The sequence below is a fragment of the Paraburkholderia sp. SECH2 genome (genome assembly GCF_030464795.1).
Lineage (GTDB): Bacteria > Pseudomonadota > Gammaproteobacteria > Burkholderiales > Burkholderiaceae > Paraburkholderia > Paraburkholderia aspalathi.
Map to the genome: position 1 here is coordinate 35,108 of NZ_JALPRH010000013.1, position 17,283 is coordinate 52,390.

Annotated in this window: 15 protein-coding genes; 5 read left to right on the top strand and 10 right to left on the bottom strand. The window is 63.8% G+C overall.

Annotated features, from left to right (window positions below):
• Positions 1 to 118: 118 nt before the first annotated feature.
• Both thiD and lplT read right to left on the bottom strand, forming a co-directional pair.
• Positions 119 to 925, bottom strand: coding sequence for a bifunctional hydroxymethylpyrimidine kinase/phosphomethylpyrimidine kinase (thiD, locus tag M0D66_RS21305; RefSeq protein WP_266211515.1), 807 nt, complete (start codon positions 923 to 925; stop codon positions 119 to 121).
• Positions 926 to 983: 58 nt separating this feature from the next.
• On the bottom strand, positions 984 to 2,291 hold the full coding sequence (lplT, locus tag M0D66_RS21310; protein ID WP_093633350.1) for a lysophospholipid transporter LplT: 1,308 nt from the start codon (positions 2,289 to 2,291) through the stop codon (positions 984 to 986).
• Between the two features lie 218 nt (positions 2,292 to 2,509).
• Between lplT and alr the strand changes: the two genes are divergently transcribed.
• The 3 genes from alr to M0D66_RS21325 all read left to right on the top strand — a co-directional run bounded on the left by alr (position 2,510) and on the right by M0D66_RS21325 (position 5,555).
• Positions 2,510 to 3,580 carry an alanine racemase gene (gene alr, locus M0D66_RS21315; protein ID WP_093633349.1) on the top strand — a complete coding sequence of 357 codons (1,071 nt, stop codon included), beginning with the start codon at positions 2,510 to 2,512 and terminating at the stop codon, positions 3,578 to 3,580.
• 176 nt (positions 3,581 to 3,756) lie between these two features.
• Complete coding sequence (gene radA / locus M0D66_RS21320; protein ID WP_054041018.1) at positions 3,757 to 5,133, top strand: DNA repair protein RadA; 1,377 nt, start codon at positions 3,757 to 3,759, stop codon at positions 5,131 to 5,133.
• A 143-nt stretch (positions 5,134 to 5,276) separates the two neighbouring features.
• Complete coding sequence (locus M0D66_RS21325; protein WP_093633348.1) at positions 5,277 to 5,555, top strand: DUF2866 domain-containing protein; 279 nt, start codon at positions 5,277 to 5,279, stop codon at positions 5,553 to 5,555.
• A 23-nt stretch (positions 5,556 to 5,578) separates the two neighbouring features.
• Here M0D66_RS21325 and M0D66_RS21330 read toward each other — a convergent pair whose 3' ends face one another.
• Both M0D66_RS21330 and M0D66_RS21335 read right to left on the bottom strand, forming a co-directional pair.
• Positions 5,579 to 6,616: a CaiB/BaiF CoA-transferase family protein gene (locus M0D66_RS21330; protein ID WP_093633640.1), complete on the bottom strand. Its 1,038-nt coding sequence runs from the start codon at positions 6,614 to 6,616 to the stop codon at positions 5,579 to 5,581.
• Between the two features lie 142 nt (positions 6,617 to 6,758).
• A complete protein-coding gene (locus M0D66_RS21335; protein ID WP_200652050.1) occupies positions 6,759 to 8,693 on the bottom strand; it encodes an ATP-binding cassette domain-containing protein in 1,935 nt (644 codons plus the stop codon).
• 134 nt (positions 8,694 to 8,827) lie between these two features.
• Between M0D66_RS21335 and M0D66_RS21340 the strand changes: the two genes are divergently transcribed.
• Positions 8,828 to 9,307, top strand: a complete 480-nt coding sequence (locus tag M0D66_RS21340) for a glutathione peroxidase (protein ID WP_054041016.1) — start codon at positions 8,828 to 8,830, stop codon at positions 9,305 to 9,307.
• Between the two features lie 23 nt (positions 9,308 to 9,330).
• Here M0D66_RS21340 and cls read toward each other — a convergent pair whose 3' ends face one another.
• The 6 genes from cls to dapC form a co-directional block, all read right to left on the bottom strand.
• Positions 9,331 to 10,770 carry a cardiolipin synthase gene (gene cls / locus M0D66_RS21345; protein ID WP_266211516.1) on the bottom strand — a complete coding sequence of 480 codons (1,440 nt, stop codon included), beginning with the start codon at positions 10,768 to 10,770 and terminating at the stop codon, positions 9,331 to 9,333.
• Between the two features lie 264 nt (positions 10,771 to 11,034).
• Positions 11,035 to 11,919, bottom strand: coding sequence for a 50S ribosomal protein L3 N(5)-glutamine methyltransferase (gene prmB / locus M0D66_RS21350; protein WP_054041015.1), 885 nt, complete (start codon positions 11,917 to 11,919; stop codon positions 11,035 to 11,037).
• A 16-nt stretch (positions 11,920 to 11,935) separates the two neighbouring features.
• Positions 11,936 to 13,075 (bottom strand): succinyl-diaminopimelate desuccinylase, encoded by a 1,140-nt coding sequence (gene dapE / locus M0D66_RS21355; protein ID WP_054041013.1) that lies wholly within the window; start codon positions 13,073 to 13,075, stop codon positions 11,936 to 11,938.
• A gap of 190 nt (positions 13,076 to 13,265) precedes the next feature.
• Positions 13,266 to 13,631 carry an ArsC family reductase gene (locus M0D66_RS21360; protein ID WP_093633344.1) on the bottom strand — a complete coding sequence of 122 codons (366 nt, stop codon included), beginning with the start codon at positions 13,629 to 13,631 and terminating at the stop codon, positions 13,266 to 13,268.
• Positions 13,631 to 14,458 carry a 2,3,4,5-tetrahydropyridine-2,6-dicarboxylate N-succinyltransferase gene (dapD, locus tag M0D66_RS21365; RefSeq protein ID WP_054041009.1) on the bottom strand — a complete coding sequence of 276 codons (828 nt, stop codon included), beginning with the start codon at positions 14,456 to 14,458 and terminating at the stop codon, positions 13,631 to 13,633. Before dapD ends, M0D66_RS21360 begins: the two co-directional genes overlap by 1 nt.
• Before the next feature lie 83 nt (positions 14,459 to 14,541).
• Positions 14,542 to 15,759, bottom strand: a complete 1,218-nt coding sequence (dapC, locus tag M0D66_RS21370; protein WP_266211584.1) for a succinyldiaminopimelate transaminase — start codon at positions 15,757 to 15,759, stop codon at positions 14,542 to 14,544.
• Positions 15,760 to 16,138: 379 nt separating this feature from the next.
• Between dapC and M0D66_RS21375 the strand changes: the two genes are divergently transcribed.
• Positions 16,139 to 17,149, top strand: a complete 1,011-nt coding sequence (locus tag M0D66_RS21375; RefSeq protein ID WP_200652045.1) for a DMT family transporter — start codon at positions 16,139 to 16,141, stop codon at positions 17,147 to 17,149.
• The last annotated feature ends 134 nt before the right edge of the window (positions 17,150 to 17,283 follow it).

The following is a 17,283-nucleotide window of genomic DNA, read 5'->3' on the forward strand; positions in this document are numbered from 1 at the left end:
CGCCGAGCTACCCGACGCGTGGCCGTTGCCTTCCGATCAGATTCGCCGTTGAACCCAGCGTCTGAGTCGAACGGGCCGCATCGCCAGGCATAGCCATGCGCGCCCCTGTCCCAGCCCCTCACCACCACCGATAAAAATGATGCACCGGCCCGACGCCTCTGCCGACATCCAGTTGATCGCTCGCTTGCAACGCGCCGGTCAGATACAGCTTGGCGTCGGCGACCGCGCTCGCCAGATCGGCGCGCTGCGGAATCAGCGCCGCAATTGCCGATGACAGCGTGCAGCCCGTCCCGTGCGTATTCTTCACCGGCACGCGTGGGCCGCCCAAACGCAGCGTGCCGCTTTCCTGTATGAGCCAGTCGGGACTGTCCGCCGCGCTCAAATGCCCGCCCTTCATCAGCACCGCCCGCGCGCCAAGCGCACGCAACGCTTCACCTTGTTCGACCATCCCGGCTTCGTCGATGGCAGCTTGCACGCCCAGCAAAGCCGCGGCTTCCGGCAGATTCGGCGTCAGCAGATCAGCGAGCGGCAGTAACTCGTCGCGCACCGCTGCAACCGCATCCGGCAGCAACAGCGCATGATTGCTCTTCGAAATCATCACCGTGTCGAGCACGACGTGCTTCGGCTTGTGCCGCCGCAGCGCCTCGGCAACCGCACGCGCGATGCCCGCATTCGCCAGCATGCCGATCTTCACGGCATCGATACGGATGTCGTCGAACACCGCATCGAGTTGCGCGGTGATGAAGGCGGGCTCCGGCGCATGAATCGCCGTGACGCCACGCGTGTTCTGCGCGGTGAGCGCGGTGATCACGCTCGCGCCGTAAGCGCCGAGCGCCGAGAAAGCCTTCAGATCGGCCTGAATGCCGGCGCCGCCGCCGGAATCGGAACCGGCGATCGTCAGCACATTGGGAATGGGTCGAGTCATGGCAAAGCGAGGAAAGGGGAAAGGCGCGGGCACTGCTAAGTGCAGTACCCGCCGCGGGTCAGTGCTTGACTTCGCCGATCAGCGCGACCGAGTCGAACGCGCGCTGATTTGCCTGGTGGCGGCGCATCACGAACCACATCATCACACAGACAAAGGTGCCGAATAGCACGATCACCGCCGTAACCGGCACATCAAGCCACACCAGCACGGCGTACAGGCACAGCATCACGAGCACCGAGAGATTTTCGTTGAAGTTCTGCACGGCGATCGAGTGCCCTGCCGACAGCAGCACGTGGCCGCGATGCTGGAGCAGTGCATTCATCGGTACGACGAAAAAGCCCGACAGCCCGCCGACGATCATCAGGAAGATATACGCGACGATCAGATAGCCCGGCACATGCACGCGGCCGAAATACAGGCCCCAATGCGTGGGGAACAGATCGCGTGTGTAGAACGCCATCAGCATGACGGCGATACCCATCATGATTCCGACCGGAAGTACCGTCAGCGACTTCTTCAATGGCACGCGCGAGGCGGCGTAAATCGCGCCGACTGCCACGCCAACCGCAACTACCGCTTGCAGAATGGCCGCTTCCGAAAGCGACATGTTCAGCGACACCTCGGCCCACTTCAGCACGATGAATTGCAGCGTCGCGCCGGCGCCCCAAAAAAGCGTGGTGACGGCGAGCGAGATCTGACCGAGCTTGTCGCGCCACAGCACGAGAAAGCAGTCGGCGAAATCGGTGACCAGCTTGATCGGGCCGCGTTCCTGTTTCGGATAGCGTGCGCCGGTGTCGGGAATGCGCAGATTGAAGAGCGCCGCGATCACGTAGATGGCCATGATCACGAGCATCGCCGCTTCAGCGGGTGTGTTGACGGTAGGGATGTGGTGCCTGAGGATCGGTGCGGCAATGTGCGGGCTGATGAGCGCGCCGCCGAGCACGGTGCCGAGAATGATCGAGCCGACCGTGGTGCCTTCGATCCAGCCGTTCGCCGCGACCAGCCGGTCAGGCGGCAGCAGTTCGGTCAGAATGCCGTATTTGGCGGGCGAGTAGGCCGCCGCGCCGAAACCCACGATGCCATAGGCGATCAACGGATGCGCGCCGACCAGCATCGTGATGCAGCCAACCACCTTGATGGTATTGGTGACGAACATCACGTGGCCTTTCGGCCGCGAGTCGGCGAAGGCGCCCACGAAGGCGGCCAGAACGACGTACGACAGCACAAAGAACAACTTGAGCAGCGGCGTCATCCAGTTCGGGGCGTGGAGATCTTTCAGCAGTGCGATAGCAGCGATCAGAAGCGCATTGTCGGCCAGCGACGAAAAAAACTGCGCGGCCATGATGGTGTAAAAACCTTTTTTCATCTGATGCGATGCTGTCCTCGCTGCGGTCTGTCCGCCCCGGCCGTGTGCAAAGCGTCCGGGCTTATACCGTTCGAAATGGGTTGTGCGCACGGCTTTATATCATGAAAATAGCTGGATTCGGACTAGCAGAATCCTTGATCGCACCGCCCAGCGGGCTGCCGAGCACTGAAAACGCCCTGTAAGCTCCTGATTCGCAAGCGTCTTTACGAAAATTACCCATGCCGCGCCCCCTCTCAGCCACGATCCACACTGCCGCACTCGCCAATAACCTCGCCGTCGCCCGGCGCTACGCACCAAAATCCAAGATCTGGGCCGTGGTCAAGGCAAACGCCTATGGGCACGGGCTCGCGCGTGCTTTTCCCGGCTTGCGCGCAACCGACGGCTTTGGTCTTCTCGACCTGGAAGAAGCGGTGAAGTTGCGTGAATTGGGCTGGGCCGGCCCGATTCTGTTGCTCGAAGGCTTCTTTCGTCCGACCGATATCGACGTGATCGACCGTTACAGCCTGACCACGGCGCTGCACTCGGACGAGCAGCTGCGCATGCTCGAAATGGCGCGCCTGTCCAAGCCCGTCAATATCCAGCTGAAGATGAACACCGGCATGAACCGCCTCGGTTACACGGTGGAAAAATTCCGCGCCGCGTGGGAGCGCGCGCGGGCCTGCCAGGGCGTCGGCCAGATCACGTTGATGACCCATTTCTCGGATGCTGACGGCGAGCGTGGCGTTGCCCATCAGATGGAAGCGTTCGAGCGCGGCGCGCAAGGCATTGCCGGTGCGCGCAGCCTGTCGAATTCGGCGGCCACGCTGTGGCATCCCGAAGCCCACTTCGATTGGGTCCGCCCGGGCATCATCATGTACGGCGCGTCGCCCTCGGGCGTGACGGCGGCGATCGCCGGCACCGGCCTGCAACCGGCCATGACGCTCGCCTCCGAACTGATCGCCGTGCAGACGCTCGCCGAAGGCCATACGGTCGGCTATGGTTCGGCGTTCAAGGCGCGTGGGGCGATGCGCATCGGCGTAGTGGCCTGCGGTTACGCGGACGGTTATCCGCGGGTCGCGCCGGAAGGCACGCCGGTGATCGTCGACGGCGTGCGGACGCGGATCGTCGGACGGGTGTCGATGGACATGCTGACCGTCGACCTGACGCCGATTCCGACAGCCAATGTCGGCTCGCGCGTCGAGCTGTGGGGTACGTCCCTGCCGATCGACGACGTCGCGCAGGCGTGCGGCACGATCGGCTACGAGCTGATGTGCGCGGTGGCGCCGCGTGTGCCGGTGCGGGCGGAGTAAGGCGCGGCACTGACAGGCTGGCTGTGTGGGCCGCCGCGCTGGCGGTCTCCTTGACGGTGCAAAGACAATCCCAAAGACGGTCGCAGTGAGGTCCACGGTGAGTTGGAGTTTGAACTGCTCACCGAGGACCCCGGCGAACGCATCAATCCAAAGAACAGCAACACAGGCAGGGGCGCGTGGCTAAACAGAAGACGTTGTACATCTGCAGTGAATGTGGCGGCCAATCGCCGAAGTGGGCCGGACAGTGCCCGTCATGCAATGCGTGGAACACGCTGGTGGAATCGGTCGCGGAGGCGCCGTCCACGCATCGCTTCCAGTCGCTCGCGAAGAGTGCGCCTGTGCGGCGTCTCGCCGACATCGAGGCGTCCGACGTGCCGCGCTTTTCGACCGGCGTCAGCGAGTTCGATCGTGTGCTGGGCGGCGGTCTCGTGCCGGGTGGCGTAGTGCTGATCGGCGGCGATCCGGGGATCGGCAAATCGACGCTGCTGCTGCAGTCGCTCGCGGAAATTGCCGCGGACAAACGCGCGCTTTATATCAGCGGCGAAGAATCGGCCGCGCAGATTGCGTTGCGTGCGCAACGACTTTCGTTGCTGGAGCCCGGCTCGAAGGCGAGCGAATTGCAACTGCTGGCGGAAATCCAGCTCGAGAAAATTCAGGCGACCATCGCCGAGCAACGGCCGGACGTCGCCGTGATCGACTCGATTCAAACCGTTTACTCCGACGCGCTGACCTCGGCGCCTGGCTCGGTCGCGCAGGTGCGCGAGTGCGCGGCGCAGTTGACGCGCATTGCCAAACAGTCGGGTACCACAATCATCATGGTCGGCCACGTGACGAAGGAAGGTGCGCTCGCCGGGCCGCGCGTGCTCGAGCACATCGTCGATACGGTGCTGTACTTTGAGGGCGACACACATTCGTCGTATCGCCTCGTGCGGGCGATCAAGAACCGCTTCGGCGCGGTCAACGAACTCGGTGTGTTCGCGATGACCGAGCGCGGTCTGCGCGGTGTCGCCAATCCGTCGGCGTTGTTTCTGTCGCAGCACGAGCAATCCGTGCCGGGCTCGTGCGTGCTGGTGACGCAGGAAGGCACGCGGCCGCTGCTGGTCGAAGTGCAGGCGCTGGTCGATGCGGCCAACGCGCCGAACCCGCGGCGCCTTGCCGTAGGGCTGGAACAGAACCGCCTGGCGATGCTGCTGGCGGTGCTGCACCGGCACGCCGGCATTGCCTGTTTCGATCAGGACGTGTTCCTGAACGCGGTGGGCGGCGTAAAGATCACTGAGCCCGCCGCCGACCTCGCCGTGCTGCTCGCGATCCATTCTTCGATGCGCAACAAGCCACTGCCCAAGGGGCTCGTCGTATTCGGCGAAGTGGGCCTCGCCGGCGAAATTCGGCCGTCGCCACGCGGTCAGGATCGTCTTAAGGAAGCCGCCAAACTGGGCTTTTCGGTGGCGGTCATTCCAAAGGCCAATGCACCGAAACAGCCGATTGAAGGCTTACAAGTTGTTGCGGTGGAACGGATCGAACAGGCCATCGATCGGGTCCGCACGCTTGACTAGACGGGGTTCCGGCGCCTGCGGGCGCCTGTCCGTCCGTAATGGCCAGTAAATATCTCCATATTGGCTGTAACCTACCCGACATTCCTTTTTCCTAAGCTGGCAGGGTATTGCATCCCTTCTGATGCCCGAAAAAGGATCGCGCCTTGAAACAGTCATACGAAACCGTGGCCGAGCGGCCCATGCAGGTGCGCGGCTGCCGCGTCTCCGAGCCGATTCGCCAGCCTTGGGGTGGTGCCTGCCGGATTGTCGAGTGGATCGACACGACCGGGCAGATTTCGCGCCGGGTGGTGGCCGAAGATGTCACCGCCGCCGAAGTTCGCGCGACGATCAACCGTCACGTGGAAGGCCGCAAGCATGTCCTGTACGACGACGAAAAAACGCCGCGCCAGGTTTTGCCGCGGCAAACGGTGGTGCGGCGCTAAGGTTTTGCACTGCGAGGTAGTGCTTAACCGTTCTGGCCTTCGTTCATCGCCGCGTACGCCTCGCGGTTGAACAGTGGGTGCTGCGCGGCTTCCGCTGGCGTCAGTACCGGCGAGACGCAGCAGTCCAGCGATTCCAGCAGCAATACCCATTCTTCCAGCGGCCGTTTGATGATCAGGTCGGCCAGCTCCTGCGTCAGCGCAGCGGCGTCCGGGCCGCCGATCGCCTGGCCGAGGCTCCAGTGGCGCGTCGCCCATTCGGGCCGGTCCAGCGCCATGCATAGCGTTTCCCAGAACTTCAGTTCAAGCGCGCCGACCGCGAGCCAGCGATTGTCGAGCGTCCGGTACAGGTTGTAGCAGGGCACGCCGCCATTCAGCAGACTGGCGCCCGCCGCGGGCGCGGCGCCCTCATTGGCGAGCGCCACTTGCGCGACGACGTTGTGCGCATAAGTGGCGTGCGTCATCGATACGTCGACGAAGCGGCCTTCGCCGCCACGCGACACGTGCCATAGCGCGGCGAGAATCTGCGTCACCGCGCTCAACGCGCCGCCGAGCAGGTCGGCGATCTGGAAATTCGGCAGGATCGGCGTGCCGTCGCGGCCCGCCAACTGATCGAGCACGCCCGCGTAGCCGATGTAGTTGAGATCGTGACCGGCATGGTCGACAAACGGACCGCTGGCGCCGTAACCGCTGATCGCGCAGTACACCAGCCTCGGATTGAGCGCGCGCAGGGTTTCGTAGCCGACGCCGAGGCGCTCCATCACGCCGGGACGGAAACTTTCGATCAACACGTCTGATTCGGCCGCCAGCGCGCGCAATACATTACGTCCTGCATCCGATTTGAGATCGAGGCGCGTTTCGCGCTTGCCACGATTTACCAGCCGGTAAAACGCGCCGGGGCGGCCCGCTACGCGGTCGCCGGACGACTGCATCATCGTGCGGGTGGGGTCGCCGGCGCCTGGCGCTTCGATCTTGAGCACTTCTGCGCCGAGTTCTGCGAGCCGCAAGGCGGCGACCGGACCCGGCAGCAGGCGCGTCAGGTCCAGCACACGCAGGCCTTGCAGCGGTGCAGGCGCCGCTGCGGACGACGGCGCAACCGATGGCGCGGCTGAAGCATCAGACGACTCAGACGAGGACGCAGACGAGATCACGGGTGACAAGGGCTACCTCCGATCGATGCCGGCGCGGACCGCGAACAGCCTGCCGCTAGCCGATTTGTTCGAGTTCCTCGTGAGTCTCGAGCCATTCGGCTTCGAGCGTTTCGAGGCGCGCGTTCACATCTGCCTGACGGCGGATCGCTTCCGTCAGTTTGCTCTTCTGCTCGGGCTCGTAACTGGCCGGATCGACGACGAATGCATCGAGCTTCGCCTTCTCCGCGTTGAGCGCGTCCATTTCCGTTTCGATCTTGGTGATGCGGCTTTGCAGCGGTTTTTTCAGGTGCGCGAGCTTTTGACGCGTTTCCGCTTCGAGACGGCGTTGCTCCTTGCGATTGACGCCGCTGTCCGCGCTATCCGCACCGTCTGATGCCGTGCCCGCCTTGAGCGCTGCGCGCTGGTCGGCGGCATGTTGCAGCAGCCAGTCGCGGTAGTCGTCGAGATCGCCGTCGAACTCCTGCAGACGATGCTTGGCCACCAGCATGAACACATCGGTGGTGGCGCGCAGCAGATGCCGGTCGTGCGACACCAGAATCAGCGTGCCCTCGAATTGCGCGAGCGCCATGGTCAGCGCGTGACGCGTTTCGAGATCCAGGTGGTTGGTCGGCTCGTCGAGCAGCAACAGATTCGGCTTTTGCCAGATAATCAACGCAAGCGCCAAACGGGCCTTTTCCCCGCCCGAGAAGGGCGCGATTTTCGCGGTCGCCATCTCGCCGGAAAAGTTGAAGCTGCCAAGGAAGTCGCGCAATTCCTGTTCGCGCGTATCCGGTGCGAGACGCGCCAGATGCTGCAGCGGCGTGTCGTCCGGACGCAGCGTTTCGAGCTGATGCTGCGCGAAGTAGCCGATGCGCAGGCCTTTGCCTTCGCGCACATGGCCGCCGAGCGCTTCGAGCGTGCCGGCGAGCGTTTTGATCAGCGTCGATTTGCCCTGGCCGTTCGCGCCGAGCAGGCCGATGCGCTGACCGTTCTGGATCGACAGCATCACATGGTCGACGATGGGAATTTCGCCGTCTTCACCGCGATAGCCGCAGCGCACGTCTTCCATCACCATCATCGGATTCGGTGCGGAATCGGGCGTGCGGAATTCGAACGTGAAGGGCGAGGACGCATGCGCCGGCGCGATCATCTCCATCTTTTCGAGCGCCTTCACGCGGCTTTGCGCCTGGCGTGCCTTGGTGGCCTGCGCCTTGAAACGGTTGATGTAACTCTGCAGATGTTCGACCGTGCGCTGCTGCTTCTCATACGCGCTTTGCTGCAAGGCGATCTGCTGCGCGCGCAGGATTTCGAACTGCGAGTAGTTGCCGCCGTAACGCTTGATCTGCTGATGCTCCAGATGCAGCGTGACGTTGCAGACCGAATCGAGAAATTCGCGGTCGTGCGAGATCACGATCAGCGTGCCGGGATAACGGTGCAGCCAGTCTTCGAGCCAGACGATCGCGTCGAGATCCAGGTGATTGGTCGGTTCGTCGAGCAGCAGCAGGTCGGAGCGGCACATCAGTGCCTGCGCCAGATTCAGCCGCATGCGCCAGCCGCCAGAAAAGCTGCTAACCGGCTCGCGCGTTTGTTCGAGCGTGAAGCCGAGGCCGAGCAGCAAGGCTTCGGCGCGGGCGGGCGCGGTGTAGCCGTCGGCATCGGCGAAGGCGGCGTGCGCTTCGCCTTCCGCGGCGCCGTCATGCGCCGCCGAGGCTTCGGCGATGCACGCTTCGATCGCGCGCAGGGCGGCGTCGCCGTCGAGCGTGTAGGCGAGGGCGGTTTTGTCCGCTGCGGGCGTTTCCTGCGCGACGTGAGCGATCTGCCAGTTCGGCGGGATCGAGAAATCACCGGCGTCGGCGTGCAGCTCGCCGAGCAGAACGGCAAACAGCGTCGACTTGCCCGCGCCGTTCGCCCCCACCAGGCCGGCCTTCTCGCCGGGATTGAGGGTGAACGTGGTGTTTTCAAAGAGCGGCTTGGTGCCGCGCGCGAGGCTGAACTGGTTAAAGCGGATCACGAAGAGGCCGACTGAAGAAAAACGCTATTTTAGACTGCTGGGGCTGACACCGGGCGCCCGGCCAGGATCGGCCATTCGGCCGACTGTACCGGCGCGGCTTTTGGCATAGACTGACGGCTTTCACGGGGGAGCATATGACATCGATTTATTCGTTTTCCGCACGTACGCTTGGTGGCGAGGAAGTGAGCCTTGAGCGCTATCAGGGCAAGGTCTTGCTGATCGTCAATACGGCGAGCGAATGCGGGTTCACGCCGCAGTACGCGGGTCTGCAGAAGGTTTATGACACGTACGCGGCGCGCGGCCTCGCGGTGCTCGGTTTTCCGTGCAACCAGTTCGGTAAGCAGGAACCGGGTGACGCTACGCAGATCGGCAGTTTCTGCGAAAAGAATTACGGCGTGACCTTTCCGATGTTCGACAAGATCGATGTGAACGGCGCCAATGCGCATCCGCTGTTCCGCTATCTGACGGGCGAGGCGCCGGGCTTGCTGGGGCTCGAAGCGATCAAATGGAACTTCACCAAGTTCCTGATCGGCCGCGACGGCAACGTGGTGAAGCGCTATGCGCCGCTGACCAAGCCCGAGGCGATTGTCGAGGACATCGAAAAGCAGTTGTAAGGCACGGCGCGGTGGCAGGGACGCTACAGGATCGGTGAGAACAACCGCGCCACGTGCATCAACACGCGCCGCAGCGCGCTCGCGTTGCGGTACTCGGTGCGGTCGATTTCGAGCGACTCCGCGAAGTCTTTGAGCAGCATCGCTTCGACATCCTTGGCGAAGCCGCGGTCCACGGTCAGCACCATGATCTCGAAGTTCAAGCGGAACGAGCGGTTGTCGAGATTGGCGCTGCCGATGGCCGCCGCCGCGCTGTCGATCAGCACGACCTTCTGATGCAGGAAGCCCGGCTGGTAGCGGAAGATGCGGATGCCCGCGCGCAGCGAGTCGTACGCATACAGTTTCGAGGCGGCGAACACCACGCGGTGATCGCGGCGGCACGGAATCAGAATGCGCACATCCACGCCGCGTAGCACGGCCAGTCGCAACGCGGAGAATACGGCTTCGTCGGGGATGAGATAAGGCGTGGTGATCCAGATCCGCTCGCGTGCCGCATTGATCGCTTCGACGAAGAAGAGCGAGCAGGTTTCCTGTTTGTCGGCCGGACCGCTCGGCACGACGAGGCAGTGCATGCCCTCGTCGGAGGGCTGGAAAGCCGGCATGGCGAACTCTGGCAACTGCTGGGTCGCCCAGTGCCAGTCTTCGGTGAACACGAACTGGATGCTGGCGACAGCCGGGCCGCGCACTTCGATATGCGTATCGCGCCATGGCGACAGGGGTGGCTTGCTGCCGAGATATTCGACCCCCACGTTATGTCCGCCGACAAACGCGCGCTCACCGTCCACCGAGACGATCTTGCGGTGATTGCGGAAGTTCAACTGCAAGCGGTTCACGAAACGGCGATTGGTGGCGAACGGGTGCGTCTCCACGCCGGCCGCGCGCAGCGCCGCCACGTAGCGGTGGGGCAGATCGAAACTGCCGATGCTGTCGTACAGGAAATAGACGCGCACGCCTTGCTGCGCTTTCGCGATCAATGCGTCCTTAAGCATCTCGCCGAGCGCGTCGTCACGCACGATAAAGAACTGCACGATCACGTAATTGCGTGCGCCTTCGATCGCTTCGAAGATCGCCTCGAAAGTGGCGGCGCCGTTGACCAGCGTGCGCACGGAATTGCCCGGCAGGAACGGCATGCCACCGAGGCGCGTGAGCGAATGCACGAGTCTCGCGCCAAGTTCCTGGGTAGGCAGCCCGGCCGACGAGGCCAGCGTGTCCCATGCCTGAGGATGGGCGCGGGTGCGCAGCAATTCGTTTTCGATGCGGCGAGCGTCCGCATACCCCTGGAATTTGCTGCGACCGAGGAACAGATACGGCACCAGCGTCAGATACGGCATCGCGACCAGCGACACGGCCCATGCGATCGCGCCTTGCGATGTGCGGGTGTTCAGAATCGCGTGGCACGCCGCTACCACGCCGAGAATATGGGCGAGGGCGACCAGCGTGCCGATGTGAAGCAGGTCGAATTCCATAGGCGGACGAAGGGTTGGCAGGGCGCTACCGCTGCTGCCTGATGGCGCAGCGTGCAGCTGACCGCGCCCATCTTACCGAACGTGCGTGAGTTGGGGTGGTGTGATGGTTCAGCGTCTTCGGGGATTCCGCGAAAGCGGGGTGTGCGGGGGAGAGGTGGGCGGTGCTGGCCTGTGCGGCCAGGCGCTGCGACATGCGCGGCAGGCAATGAACGTCTGCCGCGCGTGTCGTGCGATAAAGCGGTCCGGCGGTCCGGCGATAAAACGTTACACCGGCAGATCCGCGGCCTGAATCAGGAACACGTTGTCGTCGCCGGCGCTCGTCGACAGCCAGACCAGATCGAGGCCGCCGAAGGCCGCTTCGACGTTCGCGCGCTCGTTGCCGATCTCGACCACCAGCACGCCGTCTTCGGTCAGCCAGTTGCGCGCTTCGGCGATGATCCGGCGCACGATGTCCATACCGTCCGCGCCGCCTGCCAAAGCCATGTCCGGCTCGTGCTTGTACTCGGCGGGCAGTTCCTGCATGGATGTGGCGTTCACATACGGCGGATTGCTGATGATCACGTCGTAGCGGCGCTCGGCGAGCGGCGCGTACAGATCGCCTTCGAAGAGGGCGATGCGGTCGTCGAGATGGTAGTCCGCGACGTTGCGCGTGGCCACTTCGAGAGCGGGCGCGGAGAGATCGACGGCGTCGATATCCGCGTTCGGGAAGGCGTGCGCCGCGAGGATCGCAAGGCAGCCGGAGCCGGTGCACAGTTCGAGCACGGCGCCGACCTGTTCAGGATCTTCGACATACGGCTGCAGGCCGTCCTGCAACAACTCGCCGATGAACGAGCGCGGCACGATCACGCGTTCGTCCACGTGGAAGCGAAAGCCGTGCATCCACGCTTCCTGCGTGATGTATGCGGCCGGCACGCGTTGGCCGGCGCGGCGCTCGATTACGTTCAGCACGGCGTCGACTTCGGCCGGGGAGAGACGCGCGTCGAGGAACGGCTCCAGCAGATCGAGCGGCAGATGCAGTGTGTGCAGGATCAGATAGGCGGCTTCGTCGTAGGCGTTGGCCGAGCCGTGGCCGAACGACAACTCGGCCTGGTTAAAGCGCGACACCGCGAAACGCAGCAGGTCGCGGACAGTGGAAAACGGGAGCGTCATCGCAGAAATTCCTTGGTCAGGCGATCAGTTGTTCGAGCACGCGGCGATACACGTTCTTCAGCGGCTCGATGTGTGCGACTTCGATGTGTTCGTCGATCTTATGGATGCTGGCGTTCAGCGGGCCGAATTCGATCACCTGCTCGCAGATGCGGGCGATGAAGCGGCCATCCGAGGTGCCGCCGGTGGTCGACAGTTCGGTCGTGACGCCGGTTTCGTCCTTGATCGCTTTAGCCAGGGCGTTCGAGAGGTCGCCGCGCGGTGTAAGGAACGGCAGGCCGCTCACGGTCCATTGCAGGTCGTATTCGAGATTGTGTTTGTCGAGGATCGCATGGACGCGAGCCTGCAAGCCTTCCACCGTGCTCGCCGTCGAGAAGCGGAAGTTGAACATCACGTCCGCATGGCCCGGAATGACGTTGGTCGCGCCGGTGCCGCTATGGATGTTCGACACTTGCCAGGTGGTGGGCGGGAAGTACTCGTTGCCGTCGTCCCAGCGTTCGGCGACCAGCTCGGCCAACGCGGGTGCGAGCAGATGCACCGGATTTTTCGCCAGATGCGGATAGGCGATATGGCCTTGCACGCCCTTGACGATGAGCTTGCCCGACATGGAACCACGCCGGCCGTTCTTCACCATGTCGCCGAACTGCGCGCTCGAGGTCGGTTCGCCGACGATGCAGTAGTCCATGCGCTCGCCGCGTGCCTGCAGCGCTTCGACGACCTTGACGGTGCCGTCGGTGGCGGGGCCTTCTTCGTCGCTCGTAATCAGGAAGGCGATCGAGCCACGATGCGCCGGGTGCGCCGCGACGAACTCCTCGCTTGCCACGACGAAACCGGCGATCGACGACTTCATGTCCGCCGCGCCGCGGCCATAGAGCTTGCCGTCACGATGGGTCGGCTCGAAGGGTGCCGAGTGCCATTGTTCGAGCGGGCCGGTCGGCACGACGTCCGTGTGGCCGGCGAATGCGAGCAGCTTGCCGCGCGTGCCGTCGACGCCGCGTTTGACGGCCCACAGGTTGGTCACGCCGTTCGATTCGATCGTTTCGTGCTCGAAGCCGAGCGCGGACAGGCGTTCGATCAGGAGGCGCTGGCAATGCTGGTCGTCGGGCGTGACAGACGCGCGCGCGATCAGTTGTTCGGTAAGGGCGAGGGTGCCGGACATGGATTCAGTACAAGCCACTTTGAAATGAAAAAATGCCGGCTGGCGGTGGGACACCGCAGCCGGCAACAGCTTTTAAGCAACACGGCGAGGCCGCGTTTTACTACTCGTTGCACTCGATCGAGGCGCTGAGCCTGGCGTTCAGTCCCGCGCGTCGAGTCACGCAAGCGGGACTGCGCGCTAACAATCAGCGTCAGGCAAACAGCGCCGTGTATTCGTCCGCGGAAAAGCCGAGCGACTTGACCTTTCCGTTGACCACCAGCACCGGCCGCTTGATCACCGACGGCTTGTGAATCATCAACGCGATCGCGCCCGGCTGCGTTTCCGCCGCCGCCTTCATGTCGTCAGACAGGCCACGCCAGGTCGTGCCGCGACGGTTCAGCAATGCGTCGAGCTTCACGTCCTTCAGCCAGTCCTGAACCAGCGGCTCAGTCACGCCGTGCTTCTTGAAGTCGTGGAACTCGAACTCGACGCCGTGCTCTTCGAGCCACACACGAGCCTTCTTCACAGTGTCGCAGTTCGGGATGCCGTAGACGACGGTCTTGGTGCCGCGTGCCATCAGTCGCCTCGCAGCAGCTCGTTCAGGCCGACCTTCGCGCGCGTCTTGGCGTCGACCTTCTTGACGATCACGGCGCAGTAGAGGCTATGCGAGCCGTCCTTCGACGGCAGGTTGCCCGCCACCACCACCGAACCCGCCGGAATGCGGCCATACGTGACTTCGCCGGTTTCGCGGTCGTAAATCTTGGTGCTTTGACCGAGGTACACGCCCATCGAAATCACCGAGTTTTCTTCGACGATCACGCCTTCCACCACCTCCGAACGCGCGCCGATGAAGCAGTTGTCTTCGATGATGACCGGGTTCGCCTGCAGAGGCTCCAGCACACCGCCGATGCCCACGCCACCCGACAGGTGGACGTTTTTGCCGATCTGCGCGCACGAACCGACAGTCGCCCACGTGTCGACCATCGTGCCTTCATCGACATAAGCGCCGATGTTGGTGTACGACGGCATCAGCACGACGTTCTTCGCGATGAACGAGCCGCGGCGCGCGATGGCGGGCGGCACGACGCGGAAGCCGCCGGCGGCGAAGTCTTCAGCGGTGTAGTTGGCGAACTTCGACGGCACCTTGTCGTAGAACTGTGAGTAGCCGCCAGCCGGTTGGACCACGTTGTCTTCCAGGCGGAACGACAGCAGCACGGCTTTCTTCAGCCATTGATTGACGACCCAGTCGCCGTCCTTCTTTTCGGCCACGCGCAGCGCGCCCTTGTCCAGTTGCTCGATGGCGTGGGCGACGGCTTCGCGCACCTCGGCCGGCGCGGCCTTCGGCGACAGGTCGGCGCGGTTTTCCCAGGCGGTATCAATGATCTGCTGAAGTTGTTGCGACATATGCGTGCTTTTCTGAAGAGTTGAAGTCTGAAGAAGGGAGTGCGGTGCGCGGGGTTGCCGAATATGAAAATTCGCGAAAAACCTCAACCCGCGAGCGCGCGGCAAAAATCGACGATCCGTTGTGCGCCCTGCGTGCATTCGTCGACATCGGCGACGAGCGCCATGCGCACGAAATTGCGGCCGGGGTTCACGCCATGCGCAGTGCGCGCGAGGAACGAGCCCGGCAGAACCGTCACATTATAGTCGGCGTAGAGGCGCTGGGCGAACTCGGTGTCCGTGAGGCCCGTGCGCGAGACGTCCGCCCACAGGTAGAACGCGGCGTCCGGCAGGCGCACGTCGAGCACCTCGGCGAGCATCGGCGTCACGGTGGAAAATTTCTGCACGTACTTCGCGCGGTTCTCGCGCACGTGCGTTTCGTCATTCCAGGCCGCGATGCTGGCACTCTGGAACACCGTCGACAAGGCCGTGCCGTGGTATGTCCGGTATAGCAGGAAGTCTTTCAGGATCGCCGCGTCGCCCGCCACGAAGCCCGAGCGCATGCCTGGCACATTCGAGCGCTTGGACAGGCTGGAGAGCATCACGAGGCGCTCGAAGCCGCGGCCGAGCTTGTGGGCCGCCTCCAGACCGCCGAGCGGCGGATTGGCTTCGTCGAAGTAGATTTCCGAGTAGCACTCGTCCGAGGCGATCACGAAGCCGTAACGGTCCGACAGGGCAAACAGCTCGCGCCAGTCGTCGAGCGTGAGCACGGCGCCCGTGGGATTGCCCGGCGAGCACACGTACAGCAGCTGCGTGCGCGCCCAGATGTCGGCTGGCACGGCTGAATAGTCGCAGGCGAAGTTGCGCGCCGGGTCGCTATTCACGAAGTACGGCTGAGCGCCGGCCAGAAGCGCCGCGCCTTCATAGATTTGGTAGAACGGGTTCGGACAGAGTACGATCGCAGGCTCGCCGTTCGCGTTGAGCTTGGGGTCGATAACCGTTTGTGCGAGCGCAAAAAGCGCCTCGCGCGAGCCCGCCACCGGCAGCACCTGGGTGGCCGGATCGACCGGCGGCAGGTTGTAGCGCTGGGTCGCCCATTTCGCGATCGATTCGCGCAGTGCAGGCGAACCGATGGTGGCCGGATACGCCGCCAGGCCGCCGAGCGAGGCGATCACCGCGTCGCGAATCAGCGCGGGCGTGGGATGTTTCGGTTCGCCGATGCCGAAGCTGATGTGCGCGAGGGCCGCTGGCGGCGTGACGTCCTTGAAAAGCGCACGCAGCTTTTCGAACGGATAGGGCTGAAGGGAGTCGAGTAGCGGGTTCACTGGGCGGATCGAGCCTGATCGAAGATGGGCGCAGAGGAATGCTGGCACGCATGCTGACCGTAAAACGCATGAAACACGCGAAAAGGGCGGCAGCGGCGGCGAGCGAATGATTATAGCGTGGCGGCGCGTACGGGAAATTCGTGGTGGCGCCCCGCGTGTAAGACGCGGCGCAACCCGCCAGGCGGCGCAGACAATGCGACGCAGCGGGAACGACGCGAACCGCAGACGGTTCGCGCAAAAAAGAAGCAGGAGCAGCAATGTTTGTAGCAGCAATGGAGACATCCGCACGATTCGGACGAAGCGGGCGCAAGAACCCCGCCGTCGGCAAAGTCAGCAACATCGCCCGCAGGAGCAGCAACCGCCGCGGGAGCCTTACATCATGAGCAACTGGCTTCGCACAGGCTGGCCCACGCTCGCGATCATGCTGGGCGCCTCGGTATGGGGGATGATCTGGTACCCGCTGCGCATGCTGAATGCGCTTGGCGTGACCGGCACGGCGGCAAGCGCACTGACGAGCGCCGCCGGTTGTCTGTTCGTTCTGCTGGTGCGCCATCGTGCGCTCAAGACAGTGCGCTGGCACTGGCTGCTACCGGCCCTTGCGCTGGCAGCCGGCGTAACCAATCTCGGTTTCGTGTGGGGATCGATCCACGGCGAGGTGATGCGCGTCCTGCTGCTGTTCTATCTCACCCCCGCCTGGACCGCGCTCTTTGCGCACTTTATCCTGCACGAACGCCTCACCTGGTCGGGCGCAGGCCTTGCCGCGCTGTCGCTGGCCGGCGCGATGACCATGCTGTGGTCGCCGCAACTGGGGCTCCCGGTGCCCGGCAACCTGGCCGAATGGGCGGGACTCGCGGGCGGCATGGGTTTCGCGATGAGCAACGTCCTGATCCTCAAGACGAGCCGCGTGCTGCCTGAGATGAAGCCCGAAATGCGCACCGCGACGATCTTCGGCGGCGCGGCGATTTTCAGCGCCTGTGCGTCGCTGTTCGAGGCGATGCCGGCACCGCCAACCGGCGCGCATCTCGGCACGGCCGCGTTACTAGTGCTCGGCCTCGGTTTTCTGCTGGCGTCGAACAATATGCTCGTGCAGTATGGGCTCGCACGCGTGCCGGCCAATCGGGCCTCGATCATCATGCTGTTCGAGATCGTGGTGACGGCTTTGTCCGCATGGCTGTTCGCCGGCGAGTCGCCGGGCCCGCGCGAATGGGCAGGCGGCGCGTGCATCGTGCTGGCGTCGGCATTGTCCAGTTGGGTGCACCGGACCAAGGCTTTACCGCCCGATCCGGCTAATCAGGATGCGGGTCTTGATGTTGACCGAGACGTCGACCGCGACGCCGACCTCGGTGCGGACCGTAAGGACGCTAAGAACCGCTCGCGCGCGATGGTATGATTGCCCCTCATTAGCCGGCGCATGCCTCATCGCGTGCAGTTGGCGCCCGTGTCGCGGGGGTTCGCGGGCCGTTTCGCTGCATCGGCGAACGGCTGGCGCGGCCTTCACGAGCCACCTTTTATTTTCCCTTTTCA